Raw genomic sequence first — 22,783 nt, 5'->3', positions numbered from 1 at the left:
GCAGCGGGCCGAGATCCTGATCCTCGAAGACTTGGCAGTTGCGGCCATGGGTCGCAGCCTGCACCGCGGTTTCCGCCGCGGCGTCGCCGACGCGGGCCTCGGAGAGCTGGGCCGCCAGCTGAACTACAAGGCGGCGTGGCAGGGCCGGGTCGTGGTCAAGGTCGATCGCTGGTTTCCGAGCAGCAAGACCTGCAGCGGATGTGGACACGTCCACGCCGGTCTTCGGCTGCAGGACAGTCGCTGGACCTGTCCGGCCTGCGGGTCGGAACACGATCGCGACTTCAACGCGGCGATCAACATTGAGCGTGAGGGCCTACGGCTGCTCGTGCCGAGTACCCCGAGGAGCGGGGGAACTGACGCGCAGGGAGAGTCCGCGAGCGCGGCCGGCAAGTCATCGCCGGTCGGACAGCCGAACTCGATGAACTGCGAACAACGCTATCGCGCCGCACCGCGGCGTCCCCGAGCCGGCGCGCGGGATGAACCGCGCGCGAAGGCTCGGGAGGGCTGAGACTCCGAGCTTCCAACCATGCGATGGAGTTGGTCGTCGGCAGCAACCACGACCACGCATGGTTCGACCTCGGCGCGCGCGGTCTGACAGCGCTGAAGCCGCCTGCAGAGACGTTTGGCCAAACGATGGCCCAAATGCTGACGAGCCACCCGGTCTGGCCCGGCCCTCAGGGCGAGCTCTACACCCTGCCGCAGCATGACTTGGCCTGGCGCCCCCGATACCTGCAGATGTCCAGGCTCCAGGCGCGATGCGGGGCGGGCGAATTCGATGCCAACGAGCTGCAACGCCTGATGGCCGCAGATCCAGGTTTGAACCGCATTCGCATGTGGGGCGCGCCAGATCCATGCTACCTGAGCTACCTCGCTGAGCTCGATCGTATGGGAGGCATCGAGATCGAAGGCCCCCGAACGACGGAAGAGCACAACGCCAGGGAAGCGCTCGCCACACGCTGCATCGTCGACGCCGGGTTGGTGCTGACCTGAACCCGCGCTCGTCCCACGAGCGCACGATGCACTGAACAGAAGTCAGGCGAAGGCTACGTCCGCCGCGAAGCACCGGACGCAATGCGACGCGCGCCCCATGCGTCCTAATGCGACGACGCCGTTGCGTTTGGCAACGCGAGAAGCGATCCCAGCCAGCCGATGACGCAAGTTGCCGACCGTCCAAAGCATGGCGGAATGGCATCACGCGAACACACTGGAAGTCAGTCATGAGCGAAAGCGTAAATACCGGCGCAGAGATCCTGCTGAACGGCCAATCTGATTCAACCAACCGCCCCGATGCCCGCATCATTCCCATCGCGGAAATCATGGTCGAGGCGGGACACAACCCACGCAAGCATTTCGCCGATGCCGAGTTCGCGCGGCTGGTGGAGTCCATCGCCGCAAACGGCCTCCTGATGCCCCTGCTGGTCCGACCCGCCGCCGACGGCGAGGGCTACCTGCTGGTCGCCGGCGAGCGCCGTCTGCGGGCTCTTCGGTCGCTCGGCATCACCGAGGCGGCAGTACTCGTGAGGCACCTGAGTGACCAGGAGGCCCGGCGAGCGGCCCTCCTCGAAAACACCGACCGCGCCGACCTCACGGTGCCCGAAGAGGCCATCGCCGCCGCCGAACACATCGCCGCGTTCGAGGGCGACTACGAGGCCGCTGCAAGGGCGCTCGGCTGGGGTGTCCAGAAGCTTCGTCACCGCGTCCGCTTGAACTGTGCGATCCCTGCAGTGATGGACGCCGTGATGCAGGGGACCATCCTGCTCGGGCACGCCGAGCTTCTCGCCACGCTGCCCGAAATCGATCAGGCCAAGGTCTTGGCGAACGTGATCACCAAGAACGCCACAGTCGTTGCGCTGCGCAGCGAGCTGAACAGTTACGCGACGCCTCTTGCGACAGCCTGCTTTGACCGCACAGAGGCCGGCTGCACCGGCTGCCCGTACAACAGCGAAGTGCAGCGGTCGCTGTTCGACGAGCACATCGACGACGCCAAATGCACCAACCGCGCGTGCTTTGGGGAGAACACCGCCAAAGCGATAGAAGCCATGAAGGTGGCGCTGATCGAGGACTTCCCAGTGGTTGCACTGGTCAGCGAGACGCCGACCCACGCCACGGTAGCGCTGGTCGAGACAGGGGAGCAGGGTGTCGGCAGCATGCAGTACGCGGCGTGCCGGGGCTGCGCGTTCCGGGGCGCGCTGATTGATGACCGCCCCGGCGCCACCACAGGTCGCGTGGAGCAGCCACGCTGTTTCAATACCACCTGCAACGCTGAGAAACGCACAGCCTACGCAGCCTTACGGACCGCGCCTGCCAGCGGTAGTTCTGGAGGCACCCACGAAGCTGATCTTGAAGGTTCGGATGCTGCCGATGCCTCAGCCTCGACACCGCGGAAGCCGGTCGCTTCGCGCAAGGGGGCAGAGGGCGCGGCAGCAGTCCGGGCCATGCCGGGTGCCGTTATGGAGCAGCATGCCGCCGTGCTGCGCCGCGCTGCGGTCAGTGAGATCAAGCAGAACGGGCAGGTCGTTCTTGGGCTCGCGCTGTATGCACTCACTCGGCTGATCGCCGCCGAGAGCGGTGGCTCAGTTGGCGAGATCAGCAAGCTGCTGGGACTGAAGTTTCTCAAGCGCGGGCACGGCAAGGACACCGCCCAGCTTCCGGCCCTGATGGCGCTCGACGCCGCCGAGCAAAAGCGAGCCATCGTGGATGCCGCTGCCCTCCTGTTCGACAACGAGCCCACGCGCAGCGCACCCGGCGGACAACTCGACCGGCGCGCGCTGGCTGCGCTGCTGGTCGAACAGGGACAGGTGAACCTCATGCCACACGTTCGGATCGATGCGGAGTACCTCAAGACCTACACCCGAGCTGGCCTCGAAGCCCTGCTGGACGAGTCGGGTTTCACCGCGTGGCTGAAGGGCCAGGAAGAGGGTGAGAAGCGCCTGCGCAATTTGCTCGGCCAGAAGAAGGATGCCCTCATTGAGCAGGTGCTGGCAGCCGGTTTCGACTTCGCCGGTTTCGTCCCCTCGACCCTGCGTACGCAGGCCCGCGACTGGCGCAAGAGCGCCTAAGCGTTCCCAAGGAGCATTCGGATGAACTTTCTCGCGTCCCTCGTGCCGCTGCTTGGCGGCAGCAAAAGCGTGTCCCTGACCCTCTCCCGCGAACCCACGGGTGAACTCGCCGTCCTGATCGTAAGCACGCTCAGCACCTTCGACCCTGACGCTTCAGATCCTGCCGTTTCCACTCTGCAGGCTGCGCTCGCCAAGCCGTTGCGCGTGGTCCTCCCTGCCCAGGACCCGGATCGAGCGTTCGTTGAAGCTCTGACCGTCTACGCCGGTGCGCGCACGGGGGTGCTCACGGACCTGCAGGCTCAGCTGGACGCGCTGGCACAGGCGCAGCAGGCGGCGAAGGATGCCGCTACGAAGACACAAGCCGAAACCAAGGCCAAGGCCAAGAGTCCCAAGGCGACCAACACGCCAGCGACCGTAGAAGGCGGCGGCGCGACGGACGACAATGTGGGCGACGATGAGCGCGACGAAACACAGCTGGAGACGCGTCCCAACGCGCCGACTCCCGCCGCAGCTGTCCCTGCAGCCGCATCCTCCCTCAACCTGTTCGGATGATCGCGATGAATCCGCATTCAGTGACTACCCTGACCCGCAAATTCAAACTCGGCGCGACGGTGCTCGACGATCCTGCACCTCATCTGCCGCCGATGCAGGCACTGCATCTGTACCTGCCCAACTACCCGTTTCTTGCCGCCGCTACATTGAGCGATCCGCAGGTTGATGGCGACTGCCTTGTCTACACGGCGCGCAAGCCCGAGGTGCATACCAAGGGCAGCTGGGGCACGCCATGAGCGGCGGATCGCTGGACCGGTTCTTTGGACGGTTGGAGTACTTCGCCGAACGCGTGCGTGCGCTCGCCGAGAGGGATGGAGCCAGTCAGGCCGAGCAAGAGGCACTGCTGGGTGTCGCGTTGGACGCGGAAGCTTTGGCACCGCGAGCCAAAGCCGTCGAATGGTGGTGCGACAACTGCGTGGCCGCTGACCTTCTGGAGGTCTGCACGCCAGCTCGGCTGTGGCGGGCAGAGGGCGCACCCGCGCAGCACAGTCACGGGATGAGCGACACGCAGGACGCAATCCACCCGGCAGCCGAAGCACCCAGCTGGCAGGTTCAACCCGAGAACGGAATCGCGCAGCATGCCAAGGCGTGGTGGGAATCTTTCCGACCCACGGGATGGACTGTGGAGGAACACCTGCGAAACCCCACCATCAACACCTCTGGCGAGTCAGAGAAAGCGCTGGCAGCGGCCGTCGCGCGCTGGATCGAGGCGGATCGTTAGCCGGCAGTACCAAGCGTCGCGATCTGCGCGCACCCGCAGACTGGTGGCGGCTCCCGGCGGTCGCAACGAGCGCTGAGAACTTTCGACGGCAAGCGCGGGTTCTCAACAACTGGACGAGGACAGAACTATGCAGGAATCGATCACGCTCTTCTTTCGCGAGGGCGCGAGTGACAAGCAGTACCAGGCCCAACTGCTACAGGACGGCGACCAGTGGAGGGTCGAGTTCCAGTACGGTCGCCGGGGCTCAGCGCTGACGAGCGGCTCCAAGACCGTGACTCCCGTGCCCTATGCGCAAGCCAAGCGCATCTACGACAAGCTCGTCGCCGAGAAGCAGGGCAAGGGCTACACGCCGATGGAAGGCGGCGCGGCCTACACCGGCACCGAGCACGCGGGCCGCGCGAGCGGCTACCGGCCGCAGCTGCTGAATCCTGTCGAAAACGCTCCTGAACTGGAGTCGCTGCTCAGTGACCCCACGTGGGGACTGCAGGAGAAGTACGACGGCGAGCGCAGGCTTGTTGTCATTGAGGGCGATGTCGTCGTCGGCACAAATCGCAAAGGGCTGACGGTCGCGCTGCCCGCCAGCATCGAGCAAGCCGTTCGCACGAAGATCCACGCGCGCGGAGTCACCGTGATCGATGGCGAGCAGGTGGGAGAGTCATACCTGCCTTTCGATCTGCTGGTCTGCCATGGCGTCGACCTGCGTGATCGACCCTACGCTGAGCGCCTCGACGCACTCGAAGCACTGATCCTCAATATTCCGGGATGGCCGCGGCCCCTCACCTACAGCACCTACGAGCAGAAGCGCCGGGTTCTGGACGAGTTGCGCGCAGACCGCCGGGAAGGCGTGGTATTCAAGCGCATGGATGCGCCATACACACCGGATCGGCCGAACTCTGGCGGTGCTCAGCGCAAGTACAAGTTTGTGGAATCGGCGACGTGCCGCGTCCGTGCAGTCAACGTCGGCAAGCGCTCAGTGCAGCTGGAACTCCATGACCCGAGCACCGGGGCTTGGACCTACGTTGGCAACGTGTCCATCCCCGCGAATCGCGTTGTGCCGGAGATCGGCGAACTGGCCGAGGTCGCCTATCTCTACGCCTTCTCCGGCGGCAGCCTGTTCCAGCCGGTCTATCTGGGGCCGCGTCTCGATCTGGTGCCGGAGGATTGCAGCGTGGCCCAGCTGAAGTTCAAGCGCGAGTCCGAGGCGGCCTGAGCCCTTGCCAGCCGGAGCCGCTGCCCCGTGCAGGCGGTTTCCGGCCGCGGCGTTCCAAGTTGCGCTCGCTCGCTCGCCTGCTGAAATGGGTCCACCCACTTTCAGAGGAAGCCCGCCATGTCATCGCGCCGCGCGTGACCGGGACGGCCATGGCCTAGAGGCAACGACTATCCCTGGAAAGCCGATTGTGGTTCGAGGAATGTCGAAAAGCGAGTTGGCGATCGCCGGCAGGCGTCACGGTCAAAATGATTCGGTGGGCCGCGAGGTCGAGGGTCAACGCAAAACGGTCACCAGGCCTCGATGTTGGCCGCGTCTCCATTGCCGGATCGCATGCGTTTCACGGTGGTCACCGTGCCGCGAATGTCGCCGCGGGTGACCCAGACGGGCGACTCGGAACCATCATCGAAAGTGATCGCGAACGTAGCATCGCTGACAACAAGAGCGCGCCGGGCTGCGAGGGTCGATGGCAGCGTGATAAGGGCGGAAGTGTTCGGGGGCGTCATGGTCAAGCTCCTTCGGTGTGCGTGGTTGCCGCTGCCGTCGTCGGAGCGGATAGATCGGTCGAAGCCCCGCCCCGATCAGCTGCTATCCCACGCGCGCATACGAACCGCGGCAGCAGTGTTACACCACGGCGTAGCCCAACTACACCCCCAGCCGCACGTCTACCGGCCCCACGACGGTGTTGACGGACTTGCTCGTGAAGTGGACGCAGCGCTTGAGCGCTGCGATCAACCTGTCGGGCGGAATCGCGGCCAACATGCGAGGGGGATTGGCGTCCGGCCCAGCCCCTCATAGATCAGCGCAGTTCTGCGCGGCGGAGCGGCTGCCTCGTCGACACCCGGCCCGCGCCAGCGACCGCCGGGCGAGAGCGCCGCGGCCAGGTCGACGAACGATCGATCCGCGGCCAACAGCGCATCCGAACTCCCGGGCTGATCAAACAGCACGAGGTCCGAATAGACCGACGCCAATCCGACACGAACCCCCAGTTTCACGGCCTCATACTCCGTGCAGGTCGACAGCAGCCGGTTTCCATCCAGAGGTGCCAACTGCACGAACTGCATCGTGCTCGACAAACCGCACACGAAAGCCGCGCCCCTAGGCCGCTTCGCCCACCCCTCGCGGTCGCCGACCAGTGGGCCGTAGATCCGCCCACCTCCTCGCCGCCGTCCACCAGGACGGATCGGCAACCAAACGAGAAGATTTGAAATGAAGTCGAATTTGACGCCGGAACAAATCGCGATTAAACGTGCCGCGGGACAGAGGAAGAAGGATAGAAAGACGGCGAGGGCGGTGGTTGCCAAGAGCGACAAGAGGGGAAAAGGCAATATCACTGGGCGCGGAGAATCCGAGACGCACGCAAGAGGCCTTGACATTCTCGGGGACGAGAAATCCGCAACTGCGCTCTACCTGGAGCACAACGGAAGCAGGTTTGGGGCATTGCTTATTGACTCTGGTGGTAGCTATTGCATCTACGAGATTGATGCGGACAAGGGGCCCGCCGGCTTCGAGTTTTACGATGACCTTGACGAGGCGCTTCGCGATCTACTCGATTGGGAAGACGACGCACTGGGTGCCCGGGGCGATGACGTGCGAGTGGTCGCCGCAAGCGACGAATGGTCCGTAAAGCTCGCAAGAGCGCGCGAACGGTGGGAGGGTGGCTATGGGTGACATGTGTTCCGCGACGAATGTCCTGCGATCGTCGATAGCCGACGCATGAGGCTTCGGCCGGTGACCTGAACCCTGCACCAAGTTGCGCGCAGCCGTAAGCCTGCTGAAGTGGTGGCAACTCCGCTGGAGATCGAACCATGCCTCGCCGCACGAAGCCAAACACGGCCACGGACCCGAACCTGCAGGCCGCCCTCGACGCGCTCGAAGCATGGAGCGCTCCGCGCACTCCGCTGCCCGCGCGGGATCATGGCTGGCAGGGCGTTGCTCAACTATGCGCGGCGGTGCTGGAGCGCCCCGCACGACCGCTGAGCGACCCCCTGCTGATCCCGATGGCATGAGCACAAGTCTGCTCACTCTTCCGCGCACGGCGTTGCGCGGCGCAGGCTTCGTGCCGGATGGCTGTCATGTGGCCCTGCTTGCCCCTGTCCATCGCGAGCGCGTCCGCGCGGCGCGCGCGCTGCGCAAGGCGGTGGCTTCAGGCAGGATCGATTCCGCAACCGTAACTCGTGCAGTCGCCGCCGGCGACGCGGGAGTGGCTGCGTTGTTCCAGGCGCATGCAGCGACACCGCCCCGCCCGCGTATCAAGCCAGACACCATTGACCTGCGAGGGCTGGACACGGCGCCAACGCCCGACGTATGCGCAGGGCTTGCCCGTCTCATCGAGACACTCAGCACCGACGGCGACCTTACCCGCGAGGCGCTAGCAACGGTGCCGGGCCTGCGGCCGCGGGAGCTTGCCGTATGCCTCAATGCCGCCTGGACGCGCCGGGTCGAGCGCGTGACGCGCGGCCTCCGTGCGCTGCTGCCGCATGGCACCGAGATATGCGCCACGCACGTTGTCTACCCTGCCGCTCTCTACAGTCTCTTCCAGCAGCGCAACGGATGCATTGACGACCAGGCCTCCGATCTGTCGCAACAGGACGCGATCATCGGGCTGAACTCGGAAGCGTGCCTCTGGGTGGGCTCCGAGGCAGACGGTCGCGAAGACTCGCGCGCGCTTCGTGCGGCGTGGAACGCGGTCGTACGAAGCCTGACGACGGGCACACTCGAGCCCTGGCACACAGCGGCGGACACCGGCTACTTAGCCTTCGCCCTCGAAACGCTGATCGACCTCGCGCTCAAGTGCGAGTGGGAGGGTGACGAGCCGCTCGTAGAGCCCGATCAGCTCGCTGTGGCCGCTGAGGAAATGGGCGAGGACGCGTATGACGAGGCCCTGCACGAACGCATGCGAGCCTTCATGCGCCAGGCCCGCGCCGAAAAGGTCGATGGACCGTGGACACCACGGAGCAAAGGTTTCCGGGCGTGGCAAGCTTCGCAGTCCGGTACGCCGACGGGAGTCACGGTTGAGCGGTTACTGGCGGTCGCGCGCTGGGCGCGCAAGCATGCGTGCCCGGACAGACTCAATGTCTCCAACGACGACGATGAGGGCCTCTTCAGCATCACACCTGTGCATCGGGCCACGGGCTTCGGCGATAGGGCGTTCGACTTCATGTGCGAAGAACAGTCCCAGGTCGGATGCGCGCTGCTGAGCTTTGGCCGCGAACCGGGGTCGCAGCTGTCACTGGGTCAGGTGCTGGACGCCCTCATCGCCGATGCGGCAGTTGCCGGAGCGGCGTGGAGCATTTTCCTTGGCGACCAATCGCCGACGTGACGCAGCTGGACGCCGACCAAAATGGTGATGAACTCGGAGGCCTCAACCAGGAGCCCCCGGACCATGAGCGCCATGCCGCAAGAAGTCACCAGCATTGTCGAAGCCTGCAAGTCAGCGACCGCGCGTTACCAGGAAGCAATGGTCCTCACCCATCAGGCTCAGGCGCTGACGCCCGGGCTGTCTATCTGGCTGCGAATCGAGGACGAACTCGTTGGCGCCTTCCTCGATGCCGAGCGCAACGCGGCGAAGGCGATTGCAGAGCATATGCGTCGTGTCCTCGGGCCGCGTGGCCTTCCGCTGCCGGCGGATACCTTTGTCGATCTAATGCCGGAACCACTGGATCGGCAGGAGCGCCGCGCCCTCGCACTGCGGATGGTGAACCGCTCCGAGGAGGCACCCACCACCATCGATCTCGAATCCCTGTGGCACGCAATGCTCGCACGCTTCCCCTCCGAGGAAGCGGCACACGACGTCGCTCGCTTTGCGCTCGCCAAGCGATTCCGAGAGGCTTTCTTCGGCCGCAGATACCCGGCGCCTGAACCCCACCGGGATGGCATCAAGATGAAGCTCCATGCCAGCCAGGATGGGTACTGGCTGAAGCAGATGCAGTACAGCGATTACAGTGCCAACCAGCTGTTCGCCGGTCTCGATCTGATTGCAGCGATCGCCGAGGACGCCGGCCAGAGTGTCCCGGTTGGACGCGTTCGCGACTGGCGGCATGAGCGGCCCTACCTCCCACACCAACGCCTGGACATAGGCGCGGTGCAGGTGGTGTGTCGGAAACACTACTTCGAGCTTCAGTTGGCGCGGGATCTGTCGCGCGCGGTCAACCTGTTCCTGGCTTCGCACCCGCCACACGCCGCGGAAGCGGCCTGACTCAGGCCGCAGCCAGGAGAGCGGGGGAGGGCCGCAGACGCAGGCCCGTATCGCAGACGTCGACCCGAGCACGTTCGTAGAGCCGCAGTACATCGCCAAGGGCACGCAGGAACGCGGCCTTGAACTGGCGCGGTTCCTTGTACTCCGCCCCGAACTGCATGGCCAACGCCTGCCACGGGATGACGACGTCGGCCTGCAGGCAGTGCAGGCGATAGGGCAGCCAGATTGCGATGTCGATGCGAAGCGGGGACTTCTGCAGGTGCTTCAGCACTCGCCAGTCGAGCGGCACGGCGCTCTTCTGGATCTCGTCGAAGAACTTCTGGCCGAGCAGCAGCCTGGATTCGAACAGTTCCTGCTGCCTGGTGTTGGCATGCGGCTGCCACCACGTCGCGCTTTCCTCGATCGGGTCCCAGCCCTTCGAGACGGCGTGCACTTCGGCATCGCGGTAGATGACTTTGAAGGTCGCGTGCGTGAGCCGGTGCAGCTGTTCGCGCAGTCGAGTGATGGTCCCGTTCTTGCCGCCGGTCATGGCCATGCCGAGTTTGTCGCGCATGAACTCGCTGACATTCCGGCCCAAGCTGATCTCGCGCGAACCTGTGCGCACGACCTCCGAGGTGATCCAAGCGAGCAGCAGGCGGGGCAGGGAGCCGTAGGGCAGACCGCCGGCATCCGATGTGGTCGTGACCACGAGGGTGAGGTTGCCGTTGGTGCGGCTGTACGTGAGGCCGTTGGGCTCACTGTGGGGCAAGGTCGCCTGAGCCAGGACGCGCGCCATGTACGCGAGGCTTCCCGACTCGCGCGCGCTCGTCGTCCAGATGTTCGCAAGCTCGGTGCTACGGCGGGCAATGACGACAGATGCGCGATCGCGCTTCGGGCGTGTGGGCAAGGAAGGCGGGTCAGCAAGGGTGTTCAAGGCAATGGCGAGGGAGTCGGGGAACATGCGACTCACTCTAGGTGCCGCCCATCTGCCCCACTTTCAGAAGGGTGGCGGGAAACGGGAGATTTCGGGCAGCTCGCCTGGCCACGCATAAACGGTGACGCCAACCTCCGCCCGCGCATAAACGGTGACGGATGAAGAAGTCGCTGCGCATAAACGGTGACGGCCACGCGCCTCAGCGGTCGCGCATAAACGGTGACAGTTATCCACCGGAGCCTGTGGACAAGTCGAGTTATCCACGCATCAACGGTGACGGCCCACCCCATGGAGCTGCAGCCCGCGCCGGTGCTGGCGTTCGCGGGATCGGTGCAGGAGTTATCCACGCATCAACGGTGACGGCGCTACGCATAAGCGGTGACGCAAATGCGCATAAACGCTGACGCTCACCTCTCTGAAAGCGAAGCAGCACAAGGCTTTCAGCCACCTCCCATATAGATACCTGTAGTTCTACCTATAGGCTCCTGTAGTTGTGCTCGCGCATCTCGACAACTTCGGCGGCTGGGCGAAGCTCTTGGGCATGACCACGCCCATTTCCGCCTCCTGGTACACCCTCGCATCCCTTCACGGCCGCGGCACCCGTGTTCGCCCCGGCTCACTCGCTGGACTCGCTGCAGCGCGCCGCGAGAACCTCGGCGCCTTCTACACGCCCCCTGAGGTCGCAGCGATCGCCTGGGCCGCCGTGCGGCCCTATCTCGACGCAGTGGCAGCGACAGGCCGCCGCGCGCAGCTGCTGGACACCAGCATCGGCACCGGTCGCCTGCTGCAGTGGGCGAATCCTGAGGCGCACGCCATCACCGGCTGCGATGTCGATCCCGAGCCGCTGGAGGCGCTGGGAGCGGCGCTCAAGGCCGCGGGCTTCGACTTCGAGCTGCGGCAGGCCGGCATGGAAGTCGTCCAGGCTGCCGGATTCGATGTCGCCCTGATCAACCCGCCGTTCTCGTTGACGCTGAGCAGCCCGGTGATGGCCTACAACGCGGCCTGTGCCTATGGCCCCTACGGCCCGGGCACACAGGCGCTGTCGCACCGCTACGCCTTGCAGCAGGGCCTGGCTGCGGCACGCGTAGTGGCTGCGATCCTCCCCCGCACCTTTGCTGAAACGCTGCCAGGCGAAGACGGCGCCGAGCGCTTGGCCGCACTGCTGCACCTGCCGACAGGTGCGTTCGAGGGCGAGGGTACTGAGGTCGCCACGAGCATCGCCGTGTACGGCAGCGTGAAGCACCGCAGCGACCTCCAGAGCATCGTTCTGCGACGCGGCCAGCCCATCCCCAGGCTGGCACTCAATCTCGGCGCGCCAGCGACGTGCACACGGACTCGCTTTGTGGTCGACGGCGTGGACCACTCGGAGCCCGCCATCACACGTCCCGTCACCGGTGACGCCTCTGTGCGGATCGTCCACAGCGGACGCAAGCTCTGCTTGCAGTTCCAGTGCGGTCTAGTCGAGGCCAAGGTCCTGAACGCACTGATGCGACATCGCTTGCAGCCTATCGAAGGCCTGCGCCGTCCCGCCGGTTGGATCTATGCGGGCCAAGGGGTGTACGACCTTGAGGCCTACCTGGTCCAGCCGGACCCTGTGGGCGCGCTGCGTGCGGTGGCCAACCAGATCCGAGAGGCGGGTGGAGCGCCCAAGTACGCGCCGGGCCTCCTTGAGCATCTGAAGCGCCGTGCTCGCCGCGTGCGTCGCGAGAAGACACCCTTCCGACTGGAGGTGGCGAGCGCCTTCGCTGAGGTCGGGCGGGTGCAGGCAAAGCCACGGCGGCGGATGCAGATCGATCCGGATCGCTGGGGTAGCGCGGTGCTGCGGCCGTCCGAGGTCGTCGAGTTCGAACGTCAGGGCAGCCAGTGGGTGCATGTGAACGCCAGTGGCGAGCGACTGGTGCTGGAGGACGCGGCTCTTGCCGCGGCCTTCAACGTGCAGGACAAGGCCAGCGACGGCCCGGGCTATCGCGTCGTTCACGCCGGACGCGAGGAAGCGTTCCCGGCGCTGGCGCGACACATACGAGCCGAGATGGCGCGCCAAGGCGTTTCACCCGTCGTTTCCTGGGGCTACCAGGCCTCCGACCTCGTCGAGCTGCGCATGGGGCGCGGCGGTGTCGCTGCATGGGAGATGGGGCTTGGCAAGACGCGGCTGGCTATCGCACTTTGCCTGATGGGTGGCCGGCACAACCTGATCGCAGTGGAAGCGCATCTGGTGCCTGAGTTCATGGATGAGCTCAAGGCGACAGGCCTGCCGGAAGACAGTTGGCAGGTGATCGAGTCGCCAGCGGATACGGAAGCCCTGCGCCGCATCAACCTGATCGCCTACACGCGACTGCGGCGACCCCTGCACGCAGGCCACCGAAAGACCTACGCACAGGCACTACGCCGTCGCATCTCGACCCTGGTGGCCGATGAGGCGCATCTACTCCGTTCACCCGACACCGCCCAGACCCGGGCGTTGTGGGCACTGTGCCCACGTCGGCGCTACGGGCTCACCGGAACGCCGGTCCCGAGCTACCCACGCGATCTGCTCTACCTGCTCCGCTGGGCGGGGGGTGATGGCACGGCACTTCAGCCCTACGGCCTGGCCCGCGCATTCATGGAGCCCGCTGTGCTCTCCGGACTCGGTCGCCTTGAGCGCGGTGTCGATGTCTTCCGCGATCGCCACGTCGTGCTGGAGTGGGTGACCCACGAGTTCGAGGACGGATTGACCCGCGGCGGCAAGCGCGAGGTGCCGAAGCTGGCCAACCCCGATCTCTACCGCGCCTGGGCTGCGCCCCTCGTGAAGCGCCGCACTCGCGGCGAGCCGGACGTGCGGCGTCACATCGCCATGCCTGAAGTGGAGCATCGCCTGATCGAGTGCGACTTCGATCCAGCCCATCGGGCTCAGTTCCTCGGGGTCGCAGACGAGTTCGCGCAATGGTGGCGCGACCGGCGTACTGCCGACGGCGCCGATGCGCGACGGGTCAACATGGTGAGCCTCTTGGCACACATCGGCGCCGTCGAACGTGCCACGAATGCGCCGCAGATGGACATTGGCCAGTGGGGCCGGCTTGCCGGAGCAACCAGCAAGCAGCGGCTGGCCGGCGAGCGTGCCATCGCGTGGGCGGAGCGTGGCCGGAAGGTGATCGTGTTCGCCCAGTCGCCGACGTGCCTCAACGCAATAGCCGGCGTGATCTCGGCGAAGACTGGCGAGCGGCCGGTCATGGTGACCGGTGAGCGGGACATCGAGACCCGCACGGAGGAGATCAATGCCCGCTTCCGTCGTGGCAGCTGCCCCTACCTGCTCGCGACCTACGGCGCCGCGCAAACCGGACTCAACCTGCCCGAAGGCTCCGTGGTGATTCGCGCCTCACGTGCCTGGACCCACAAGACCGAGGAGCAGGCCGCCGCGCGCGTGATGCGCCCGCAGCAGCGTGAGCGAGTCGTCATCGAGGACCTGGAGTTGCGCGGCTCAATCGACCCCTACCAGCGGCAGATGACCGCGATGAAGGCCGCGGCTGCTGCCAGTGGCATCGACCATCTGGACGCTGATGATGAAGCGGAGTTCGAGCACCTGCAGACGATCATCGATCGCTTCGTGGAAGCCGTCGAAGCCGAGACAGGACTGAAGCGCCAACAACTGAGGGAACGCAATGCAGCCTAATCGAATGCAGTCCCTGATCCTGACCGTAGGCGACGGGTACGTCACCGTGCGCAGCCGCCGCGGCAGTCGCGCGCGCGTCGCCCGGATCCTTGGAGATGAGGCGACCCGAGAGGGTGGCCGCCGCATCACCCTCGACCGGCTGATCCATGCGTCGGATGACGACGCGGAGGATTTTCGGCTTGAAGGATGTGTCGTCACAGTCCTGGTGCGCGAGAGCGACCGGCGACCTGGTGATGGTGGTGAAAAGCACCCATCTGACAGAGCCTCCGTAAATTACGAAGTGCCCGAAAAGGCTTCGTAAACCATTTATTACGCCAATACCGACCGTGCTTGCGCCTCTGCTTGGCGCGGGATAGATTGATCTATCCGTAAATTACGGGAACAGCAGAGAGGGAGCCGTAAATGAACAACGCCGTCTTCCATCGGCCGCAGTTGGCTGCCGAAGTCGTGAACCTCGCGCTGGGCCGAAACGCCTTGGGGCGCGCGGGTGCTGGGGTCTTCTTGGCGGGCCAGCGACGCATCGGCAAGACAACCTTCCTGCTCCAGGACCTCACGCCCGCCCTTCAGTCAGAAGGTGTCCACGTCATCTACGTCGACCTGTGGGCCAACAAGGAGGTCTCGCCCTCCGAGCTGATCGCCAACGCCATCGCACGCGATCTCGCAGAAGCCCAGGGCGCGGTAGCCAAGATGGCAGCGGCGATCAAGGCGGTCACCATCCACGGCGTCAGCTTCGACCTGCAGGACGTTGGCAGGAAGGCAGGCGCCTCGCTGGCTGACGCGTTGAAGGAGCTACAGGCGTCGCTTGGGAAGCCGATCGCGCTCATCGTTGACGAAGCCCAGCATGTGGCGGCAGAGGGCAAGTCGATGGACGTGATGTTCGCCTTGAAGTCCGCCCGCGACACACTCAACGTCGACGGCAAGCGCAAGCTCTTGCTCATCATGTCGGGGTCGGATCGCGACAAGCTCCTGCGCTTGGTCAACACACCGCGCGCACCATTCTTCGGCGCTCAGATCCACGACCTGCCGGCGCTTGGCCGCGAGTACTCCGCGCACGTCGCCGGCCGACTGGTTCAGGCCCACCCGAGGCTGAAGATCAGCAACGAAGCGATGGATGCGGCCTTCGAGCGCTTCGTGCGAAGGCCGGAGCCCTTCGAAGAGGCTATTGGGCAGGCGGCGAACCCCTTGGCTGGCCCAGATGCGGACTTTCACGCGCGTCTGAACTTCGAGGCAGACAAGTACGAACGCAAACTCGATGAGGAGCACGAGGAAGTTCTCGAAGCGTTGTCACCCCTGGAGGCCGCTGTGCTGCGCTGGGTGCTTGAGCACGGCCCAGGCGCTCGCCTTTTCACGCAGAATGCGTTGACATTCTATGGGCAGGCCGTCGGACGTTCAGTGGGGGCGGGCTCCGCCCGTGATGCTGTTCAGGCTCTCCGCAACATTGAACCACCTGTGCTGTGGAAGTCAGACCGCGGCGACTACGCGCTGGAGAACACCGACATGCTGCGCTGGTACCGAAAGCGGATGGACGCTGGAACGTGACGACGAAGGGGCCATGGACCCCGATGCCCCCGCCGGCTTGAGCCAAATACGTGCATACGCAGAATAGCTATGCACACACCGACCAATAGCTTGCATGGACTCACGCTTCGGTTGAGACGTGAACGTTCGCCCTATCAAATCAGGATCAGCGCGTGCCCCCCGAACAGAGACTGGTAAACGAGTTGCTGCGTCTTCTTCAGGAGGTCGAGGACGCCTGCAACAAGGACGCTGAACGGCTCGATGGGATCACACCTTCACCGGAGTGGCCAACGACGCATCCAGAGATCACCCTTGAGCCATGGCCGACCGAGCTGACCGAAGGCGTAGAACTGATCTATCTGGGCGCAGCTGACCTTGTTCTCCTCGCAGCGACCCGCTGCGGCATGGCCGATCTTGTCGAAGCCGCGCGTAAGGCAATATCTGCTGAAGAGCGAAGAAGAGAAACTGAAGCACGCGCAACGGAGACACTCAACGCCCACGTCGACGCTCTGTTGAAGAGCGACAGAGCCGAACGCAAAGCGAGAGAATTGAAAAGGGCTTTGGGACGAGCTTCAAAGGAACCACGGACGGCGACGGCCCGGCCGGCCTGATCCGCCTTTGGGCTGAGGTTGGCGCAAGTTGCTGCGCGACGGTTCTATGGCGGAATAGCTGTGTCTCCTACAGATGAGCACAGCACAATGGCAACGCCCGATCCGGCAAGGGATAGCGAACCTCTCCTCGTAGATCTCTACGACACGGAGGGCGTGCTCCGCGCGATGCGCGACACACTGCGCACGACGCATGCAGTGTTCTTCCATCAGCGAGATCGCACCCTCGCCCTCACGACCGTGCACCCTGTCACCACGGGTACGGATGGCGTGCCGGAGATCGGCCCAGGACGCCCGCTCAGCTACGAGGACGAGCAGTCAATCCTGGCCTTGCTGGGCAGCCGGGCCGATGAGGAAGTGATCGACATACTCCCCGATCGGGTTCTGCACCGCGATCCCTCAACCCTGATGTGGTGGCTGCCGGCCGCTGTCAGGCCGATGCACCTACGCACGCTCACTGAAGGCCTGTGCACGGTTCAGGCGCACTGGCCAGCACTGGTCATGATGGTCCGTGAGCGCACCCTCTACGTCGCTGCGGTGCTCGGGGCAGAGCGCCCTTCAGCCGACACAGCGCTCTATCACGCTCCGCTCGGCAACATCTATGCCGACACCTCAGTCTGCACGGGGTCTGCGCGCTTGCCGGAAGGGCCTGAGCCTCGTCACCTCGCAGGCTGGGAAGCGGTGATAACTGACACTGCTTTCACGCACACGAACCATGAGGGGACCTTCCTTGCTGCCGAGGGTGGCGGCAAGCGGCGCAAGGGGTGCGCCTTCATCAACGCCGATGCAGCCTTCTGGATGAAGCGCGACGGGATGGGGATTCTGCCGGCCGAACAATTCAACCCGCTAGGGGTTTCACTTGGCCAGTGGCTGCCAAGGGTGCGCGCGCGGGATCTCAAGGGCGGCGGCAGGAGGGAGCTGTGATGCGGGACGGAAATCTGATCGACGCGACCCTGTTCGCAGGCGTACCCCTGCTACCCGCGCCGCGATTCGGCAGCCTGCCTGCGCTGCTGCCCGGTCAGAAACGCTTTCTCGCGGCCATGGACGGCATTTACGTCGAAGCCTGCAGTCACGCCATGAGCGTCCGCCTCAAGGTAGGCGAGGGGCTGCTCCCGTACGGATCGCTGTCGAACGAAGTGCGCCTTAGCGCAGGCCCCGTCCCGCGCGCGCTCTTGCGCGAGTTTGTCGAGCGCGCTCAGGCCCAGTCGGACTGCGAGATCGCTGCGGCAGTGGTGCTCGATAGCGAGGGTGTCTATCGGCTGCACTGGCCCAAGGTGCATCAGGCGAGTGCCGCGCATGTGCGCTATGCGGATCAGATTGACGATGACCGACTGGTGCTCGACCTTCACACGCACGCAACGGGTCCTGCGTTCTTCAGCGCGATGGACGACGCCAGTGATCGCTCCCGGCCAGGCCCCTACTTCGCTTGCGTGGTGGGCCGGTGTGATCGGGACGACCCAGAACTGGTGGCGCGGGCCGTGCTGGCGCCCTATCTGCAACCGCTCGCTATGCAGTGGCTTCAAGACCATGGAGTGATCGCCTGATGGCCGCCTTGCAGTTCTTCCTCCCCGAAAGATGGGCCGATCAGCAGGTGAGAATCGCCGTCGTCGGCGCCGGCGGCACGGGATCGCAGTTTCTCGATCAGCTCGCAAGCTTGGAAGCAACATTGACCCGACTCGGGCACCCTGGCTTCGAGGTGAGCGTCCATGACGGTGACACCGTTTCGTCAAGTAACATCGGACGCCAGCGCTTCACAGCAGCTGATGTTGGGTTGAACAAGGCGAGCCTACTCGTTCACCGGATTAACCTTTTCTACGGCCTGAACTGGACCGCCGTGGCGCGTCACATGGACCCTGAATGCGCACCTCGGGTTGACCTCATCGTCACCTGTGTCGACAAAGCGCTTTTTCGCGCTCGACTCGGCGCAGCATATGCTGGCCGGGACACCGCCGCGCTCTGGCTGGACTTTGGCAACGGTCCGGATCGCGGAAACGTAGTTCTCGGTCATCTTGGAGTTCCGGGGACGAAGTCGCTGCGGCTTCCCAACGTGGTGGATCTCTATCCAGAGCTTGCGACCATGCATGCGGCAGACGCCGAAATGCCGAGCTGCAGCGCGGAAGAAGCGATCCAGCGTCAGGCGTGGCCGGTCAACCGTGTGGCGGCACTGCTGGGAGCTGAGTTGCTCTGGACCCTCTTTCGGGAGGGCCGAATCGAGACACACGGGGCGTTCTACTCATTGAAGCCCGTGCTCGTAAAGCCATTGCAGATCGACCCCGACGCTTGGGCATTCATGGGTCTGCAGAGGCCATCGTGCATCGAGTATGGTGACGCAGCGACCGGCGAAGAAGTCGCCGATTCGGATTGATCAGAACCCATCTGGGGATAGGGCGACGAGAATGGCCAAGGGCGGCGGGAACTTCGGAATCGGTGCGCTCATTGTCGTCCTGGCCATCCTCGTCTGGATACCAAAGGAGGTCTGGATTGCTGTGCTCGTGCTGGGTGCCATCGGTCTGGGCATCTATTTCATCCAGAAGAAAAACGCAGGCGCACCCAAGGCAAAGCGCGGGCAGACGCACTCAGGAGGATCGGACAACACGCTCGCCCAGCTGATGGCTGACCAGAAGCGTTTCTCCGACTCGGTTGGCGGGGTAGCTCCAAAGAACAAGCCGACCGAAGCATCGCGGACATCTGCGACAGATTCGAGCCAGCCAGAGCTGGTCACCACAATGACCCCGAGCGGCGGTCGCAAGGTGACCCTCACCATTGACCTGAACGAGATTGTGACCCGAGCCCTTGACCGAAGTCGCGAGGGTGAACCCACTCCTTCGGGAGATGATGGGTTCGACGGCGAAGGAAGTGAGTTCGACAGTCGCGCTCATCTCACCGAGGCGAATAGGGACGCTGGACTGAAATGGATGCCCTTCGACACGCCGGTGCAGACTGATCGATTTTCCATCGGTCGCGGCGGTTTCTACGTCTGCCACCAGAATGTCGGTTTTGATGCTGCGGTGGATGTCCGTCTGCCGATCAGCAAGAGATCGCCGGATTGGGCAGGCCAAGGCATCTACTACTATCCGCGCTACACACAGCTCAGCCCTCAGCAGCGAGAGGCCTTCCTCGGGTTCTTGAACGGGACGCGACGCGAGGGCCACCTCAATCCCGGCTACGTCTGGCTCTACATCTACAATCTTGAACGGCGCGCGTTGGTTGATCCCCCGGATGCGATCTCGCAGTCGGAGCGCGCGTGGCTGCTGTTTGAACTTGAAGAGCTGTTCGAGACCTATGGGGCCGGTGGCGATGAGCATGCCTACCAGGCGCTTTCCTACGGCCGCTATCTGCCGACTCTCATCTCGGTGGCTCGTGTCCGTCTGCTGGGGCGCCCTGCCTACATCGCACCGCCTTGGCCGCCTGGCCGCCACCTGGAAACAGGGCCGGTCCTGCTGGGTTTAGGGCGCGCCACCATGGAGACGCACTTGGCCGCAGAGTGGGCCTATCAGTGGGCCTACGCCAGCCACCCACCCGTGTCGTACGCCCCCTGGAAGGTGGTCGAAGACGAGCTGAGAACCCTCTTCGTCAGGCGATATCGAGAGCGTCATGCTGAGGGCATTGTTCTGAAGCAGCCGGTATCTGCACGTGCCCTCAAGCTTGAGCATCAGTTCGCTTACGACGGTGGTCAGAGCTGCCGTGTCGATGCACTGGTCCCTGACGTCAGCAAGCTGACTCGCCCGGTGAAGCCACTGCTTGACCTGTTGCATGAGGTCATGGCCGAACTGGAGCCGCTCCGCAAAGCGCGACGCAGTTCCACCGCCACACGGGAAATGGTCCTGGCGGCCTATCCTCCCTCGCTCGTTGAAGCGGAGCTGCCCGAGCAGCTCGGTGAAGCCTTGTCAAAACTGGAGATCAGTTTCGAGGGGCGCACCATTGCCCATGTGCCTACCGAGGAGGTCTACAAGGCATTGGGCTTAACGCTTCCCAATGGTCCCGACAAGCGAGCTGCGGCTCGGCTCGGTCACATCCTGGGCCTGGTCCGTGTGGGCATGGAGCCCGATCCTCGCTACGAAGGACCGACGCCGGGATCACACGTTGTTCTGTTCAAACTTCAAAGCATGGGTTCCAGCGGCCCTACGCCTCGCTACGGTTTTGCCCTGCTGCTCGCACAGACCGGCAGGCACTTGGCCGAAGCCTCCGAAGGAGGGTCTATCGCAGAGCGCGACACCTTGTTCAACCTGGTGCGCACGCGCTTCGACCTCACGCCGGACGAAGCCGCGCGGCTAGAGGCGCACATAGCCTTCGTCGACACCCACGCACCCAAGCTTGCCAAATTGGACAGTCGAATACGTGCGCTGCCCGAGGCCGAGCGACACGCCCTGGCCAGGGCGCTGCTGGAGATCGCCGCCGCTGACGGCCGCGTCGATCCCGCGGAAGTGCGTGCCCTGGAAAAACTCTACAAGTCGCTGCAGATTCCAGCGGACAGTCTCCACGCTGATTTGCATGCGGTCCTGTCGGGCGCATCGCCTGATCGAAGCAGAATGCTACCCGCCACGCCGGGCCAACTGTCGGGCATCCGCATCAGCGAGGAGAGTCTCGCGCGGAAGCTCGAGGAGACCGTGCGCGTTCAGGCCATGCTTCATGAGATCTTCGCGGAGGAGGAAAGTGCCCCCGCTGCTTCACCGGACATGTCGTCCGTAACGTTGCCAGAACCTTCGTCGCTACCTACGCTGGAGGGCTTGGCCTCGGTAGCTGCGGGAGCGCTTCAGGCTCTTCTTGCGACCCAGCGGAATCAATGGGACCGCGCAACTTGGGATCTGCTGTGTGAGCAGCACGGCGTCCTGCCGGAAGGAACACTCGAGGCGATCAATGAGTGGGCGTTCGAAAGGGCAGGCGAAGCGCTGCTTGAAGGCGATGACCCCCTCGAACTCAACGAGTTTGCCCGCGACGAGCTGGGCCTCCAGGAGCACTGAGAATGTCAGTCGAAAAACGCATCAGTCCGCGCGACAGGGACAGCGTGTTGCAGGCTCTGAGGGCGGGCGTGGTGCCGCGCCGTGGCATCCAGCACATTCAGGTTGGCCGGGAGCCGGAGGTGCGCGCCTTGCTTCGGGACATCGAGCGGGTTGCAGAGGGTGGGGCGGCCATTCGATTCATCGTCGGCAGCTATGGCTCCGGCAAGACCTTCTTCCTACAGCTGGTGCGGACCATTGCTCTGGAAAAGGGCCTGGTGACCATGACCGCAGATCTCAACCCGGATAGGCGGTTGTTTGGCTCAGGTGGCTCCGCCCGATCCCTCTACACCGAGTTGGCGCGCAATGTTTCGACGCGTACCAAACCCGACGGCGGCGCGATGGCCAGCGTCGTAGAGCGGTTCGTCAACACTGCTCTACAGGAGCACCAGGCGCACGGGCGACCGATGCGTGAGGTCATCGACGAACGTCTACAGCGCCTCTCCGAGCTGGTCATGGGCTTTGACTTTGCCACCGTGATTGAGCGCTACTACCACGGCCACGATCAAGGCAATGATCAGCTCAAGAACGATGCAGTTCGCTGGCTCCGCGGCGAGTTCTCCACAGTCACCGACGCGCGCAAGGCGCTGGGTGTTCGCGCCTTCATCGACGATGACAACATCTACGACGCACTGAAGCTCTTCGCCCGTTTCACACGACTCGCGGGGTATGGGGGGGCGCTCATCGGTCTCGATGAGCTCGTCAACCTCTACAAGCTCCCGAACTCGCAGAGCCGGGCGTCGAACTACGAACAGATCCTCCGCATCCTAAACGACGCACTCCAAGGATCGGCAGAACATCTCGGCGTGCTGCTGGGGGCAACACCCGAGACGATCAGCGACCCGAGGCGCGGGCTGTACTCGTACCAAGCGCTGCAGTCTCGACTGGCTGAGAACACCTTCGCCGCCAAGCACGGGGTTGCCGACTTCGGCGGCCCTGTCATCCGGTTGGCCAACCTGGAGCCTGAAGACCTCCTGGTACTGCTGATCAAGCTGCGAGATCTCTCCGGCGCCGGCGTATCCCAGGTCACCAACGACCACATCAGAAGCTTCCTCGCCTTTTGCAATGATCGCATCGGCGCAGCCTACTTCCAGAGCCCGCGAGCGAGCGTCCGCGCGTTCTTGGACCTGCTCGCCGTGGCCGAAGCGCGCCCGGACATTCCGATGAGCGCACTGTTGGAAGGCGTTGACCTCGCGGATGATGGCGCAGCACAGGAGAAAGCCTCGCCATCGGACGATCTCGAATCCTCGGACCTGCAGAGCTCGCTTCCCACGCCCTCTGCGCCGGCTGGGGTGAGACCGCCCGGTGCTGCTGAACAGCCTCCGCCCGCCGCGGATGATCTCGCCAGCTTCAAGCTGTAGCGT

Annotated in this window: 23 protein-coding genes; 20 read left to right on the top strand and 3 right to left on the bottom strand. The window is 64.4% G+C overall.

The annotated features are described in order from the left end of the window. The 7 genes from ACIQ7H_RS14005 to ACIQ7H_RS13975 all read left to right on the top strand — a co-directional run. On the top strand, nucleotides 1–508 hold a 508-nt coding region (locus tag ACIQ7H_RS14005; RefSeq protein ID WP_395792513.1), incomplete at its 5' end, for an RNA-guided endonuclease InsQ/TnpB family protein. A 23-nt stretch (nucleotides 509–531) separates the two neighbouring features. Beyond that, complete coding sequence (locus ACIQ7H_RS14000; protein WP_395792511.1) at nucleotides 532–990, top strand: hypothetical protein; 459 nt, start codon at nucleotides 532–534, stop codon at nucleotides 988–990. Between the two features lie 227 nt (nucleotides 991–1,217). Then, entirely contained in the window at nucleotides 1,218–3,059 is a 1,842-nt protein-coding gene (locus tag ACIQ7H_RS13995; RefSeq protein ID WP_395792509.1) for a PRTRC system ParB family protein, read from the top strand. A gap of 21 nt (nucleotides 3,060–3,080) precedes the next feature. Next, entirely contained in the window at nucleotides 3,081–3,611 is a 531-nt protein-coding gene (locus tag ACIQ7H_RS13990; RefSeq protein WP_395792507.1) for a hypothetical protein, read from the top strand. Between the two features lie 5 nt (nucleotides 3,612–3,616). Then, on the top strand, nucleotides 3,617–3,847 hold the full coding sequence (locus ACIQ7H_RS13985; protein ID WP_395792505.1) for a PRTRC system protein C: 231 nt from the start codon (nucleotides 3,617–3,619) through the stop codon (nucleotides 3,845–3,847). Then, nucleotides 3,844–4,332, top strand: coding sequence for a hypothetical protein (locus tag ACIQ7H_RS13980; RefSeq protein ID WP_395792503.1), 489 nt, complete (start codon nucleotides 3,844–3,846; stop codon nucleotides 4,330–4,332). The genes ACIQ7H_RS13985 and ACIQ7H_RS13980 overlap by 4 nt, the downstream gene beginning before the upstream one ends. A 127-nt stretch (nucleotides 4,333–4,459) precedes the next feature. After that, on the top strand, nucleotides 4,460–5,542 hold the full coding sequence (locus ACIQ7H_RS13975) for a WGR domain-containing protein (RefSeq protein WP_395792501.1): 1,083 nt from the start codon (nucleotides 4,460–4,462) through the stop codon (nucleotides 5,540–5,542). A gap of 287 nt (nucleotides 5,543–5,829) precedes the next feature. Here ACIQ7H_RS13975 and ACIQ7H_RS13970 read toward each other — a convergent pair whose 3' ends face one another. Both ACIQ7H_RS13970 and ACIQ7H_RS13965 read right to left on the bottom strand, forming a co-directional pair. Beyond that, nucleotides 5,830–6,045, bottom strand: a complete 216-nt coding sequence (locus ACIQ7H_RS13970) for a hypothetical protein (protein ID WP_395792499.1) — start codon at nucleotides 6,043–6,045, stop codon at nucleotides 5,830–5,832. A 225-nt stretch (nucleotides 6,046–6,270) separates the two neighbouring features. Continuing rightward, entirely contained in the window at nucleotides 6,271–6,603 is a 333-nt protein-coding gene (locus tag ACIQ7H_RS13965; protein WP_395792498.1) for a hypothetical protein, read from the bottom strand. A gap of 145 nt (nucleotides 6,604–6,748) precedes the next feature. On the opposite strand from ACIQ7H_RS13965, the gene ACIQ7H_RS13960 reads away from it, so the two are divergent. The 4 genes from ACIQ7H_RS13960 to ACIQ7H_RS13945 all read left to right on the top strand — a co-directional run bounded on the left by ACIQ7H_RS13960 (nucleotide 6,749) and on the right by ACIQ7H_RS13945 (nucleotide 9,737). Further along, nucleotides 6,749–7,210, top strand: a complete 462-nt coding sequence (locus ACIQ7H_RS13960; RefSeq protein WP_395792496.1) for a hypothetical protein — start codon at nucleotides 6,749–6,751, stop codon at nucleotides 7,208–7,210. 137 nt (nucleotides 7,211–7,347) lie between these two features. Next, a complete protein-coding gene (locus ACIQ7H_RS13955; RefSeq protein WP_395792494.1) occupies nucleotides 7,348–7,548 on the top strand; it encodes a hypothetical protein in 201 nt (66 codons plus the stop codon). After that, nucleotides 7,545–8,861 carry a hypothetical protein gene (locus ACIQ7H_RS13950; RefSeq protein ID WP_395792492.1) on the top strand — a complete coding sequence of 439 codons (1,317 nt, stop codon included), beginning with the start codon at nucleotides 7,545–7,547 and terminating at the stop codon, nucleotides 8,859–8,861. The genes ACIQ7H_RS13955 and ACIQ7H_RS13950 overlap by 4 nt, the downstream gene beginning before the upstream one ends. 63 nt (nucleotides 8,862–8,924) lie before the next feature. After that, nucleotides 8,925–9,737 carry a hypothetical protein gene (locus ACIQ7H_RS13945; protein WP_395792490.1) on the top strand — a complete coding sequence of 271 codons (813 nt, stop codon included), beginning with the start codon at nucleotides 8,925–8,927 and terminating at the stop codon, nucleotides 9,735–9,737. Between the two features lies 1 nt (nucleotide 9,738). On the opposite strand, the gene ACIQ7H_RS13940 is transcribed toward ACIQ7H_RS13945, so the two are convergent. Then, a complete protein-coding gene (locus ACIQ7H_RS13940) occupies nucleotides 9,739–10,677 on the bottom strand; it encodes a replication protein RepA (protein WP_395792488.1) in 939 nt (312 codons plus the stop codon). 514 nt (nucleotides 10,678–11,191) lie between these two features. On the opposite strand from ACIQ7H_RS13940, the gene ACIQ7H_RS13935 reads away from it, so the two are divergent. The 9 genes from ACIQ7H_RS13935 to ACIQ7H_RS13895 all read left to right on the top strand — a co-directional run bounded on the left by ACIQ7H_RS13935 (nucleotide 11,192) and on the right by ACIQ7H_RS13895 (nucleotide 22,780). Next, nucleotides 11,192–14,296 (top strand): helicase-related protein, encoded by a 3,105-nt coding sequence (locus tag ACIQ7H_RS13935; RefSeq protein WP_395792486.1) that lies wholly within the window; start codon nucleotides 11,192–11,194, stop codon nucleotides 14,294–14,296. Between the two features lie 4 nt (nucleotides 14,297–14,300). Continuing rightward, nucleotides 14,301–14,597 (top strand): hypothetical protein, encoded by a 297-nt coding sequence (locus tag ACIQ7H_RS13930; RefSeq protein ID WP_395792484.1) that lies wholly within the window; start codon nucleotides 14,301–14,303, stop codon nucleotides 14,595–14,597. Nucleotides 14,598–14,698: 101 nt separating this feature from the next. Then, nucleotides 14,699–15,835, top strand: coding sequence for an AAA family ATPase (locus ACIQ7H_RS13925; protein WP_395792482.1), 1,137 nt, complete (start codon nucleotides 14,699–14,701; stop codon nucleotides 15,833–15,835). A 152-nt stretch (nucleotides 15,836–15,987) separates the two neighbouring features. Continuing rightward, nucleotides 15,988–16,425, top strand: a complete 438-nt coding sequence (locus ACIQ7H_RS13920; protein WP_395792480.1) for a hypothetical protein — start codon at nucleotides 15,988–15,990, stop codon at nucleotides 16,423–16,425. An 87-nt stretch (nucleotides 16,426–16,512) separates the two neighbouring features. Then, nucleotides 16,513–17,346, top strand: a complete 834-nt coding sequence (locus tag ACIQ7H_RS13915) for a PRTRC system protein B (protein ID WP_395792478.1) — start codon at nucleotides 16,513–16,515, stop codon at nucleotides 17,344–17,346. Continuing rightward, nucleotides 17,346–17,966 (top strand): PRTRC system protein A, encoded by a 621-nt coding sequence (locus ACIQ7H_RS13910; protein ID WP_395792476.1) that lies wholly within the window; start codon nucleotides 17,346–17,348, stop codon nucleotides 17,964–17,966. Before ACIQ7H_RS13915 ends, ACIQ7H_RS13910 begins: the two co-directional genes overlap by 1 nt. Further along, on the top strand, nucleotides 17,966–18,787 hold the full coding sequence (locus ACIQ7H_RS13905) for a PRTRC system ThiF family protein (protein WP_395792474.1): 822 nt from the start codon (nucleotides 17,966–17,968) through the stop codon (nucleotides 18,785–18,787). Before ACIQ7H_RS13910 ends, ACIQ7H_RS13905 begins: the two co-directional genes overlap by 1 nt. Nucleotides 18,788–18,818: 31 nt before the next feature. Next, nucleotides 18,819–21,383 (top strand): TerB N-terminal domain-containing protein, encoded by a 2,565-nt coding sequence (locus tag ACIQ7H_RS13900; protein WP_395792472.1) that lies wholly within the window; start codon nucleotides 18,819–18,821, stop codon nucleotides 21,381–21,383. Nucleotides 21,384–21,385: 2 nt separating this feature from the next. Next, nucleotides 21,386–22,780: an ATP-binding protein gene (locus ACIQ7H_RS13895; RefSeq protein ID WP_395792470.1), complete on the top strand. Its 1,395-nt coding sequence runs from the start codon at nucleotides 21,386–21,388 to the stop codon at nucleotides 22,778–22,780. Nucleotides 22,781–22,783: the final 3 nt, after the last annotated feature.

The organism is Aquimonas sp., assembly GCF_044377145.1.
Classification (GTDB): domain Bacteria; phylum Pseudomonadota; class Gammaproteobacteria; order Xanthomonadales; family Xanthomonadaceae; genus Aquimonas.
This window is presented reverse-complemented; position numbering and strand designations above follow the sequence as displayed.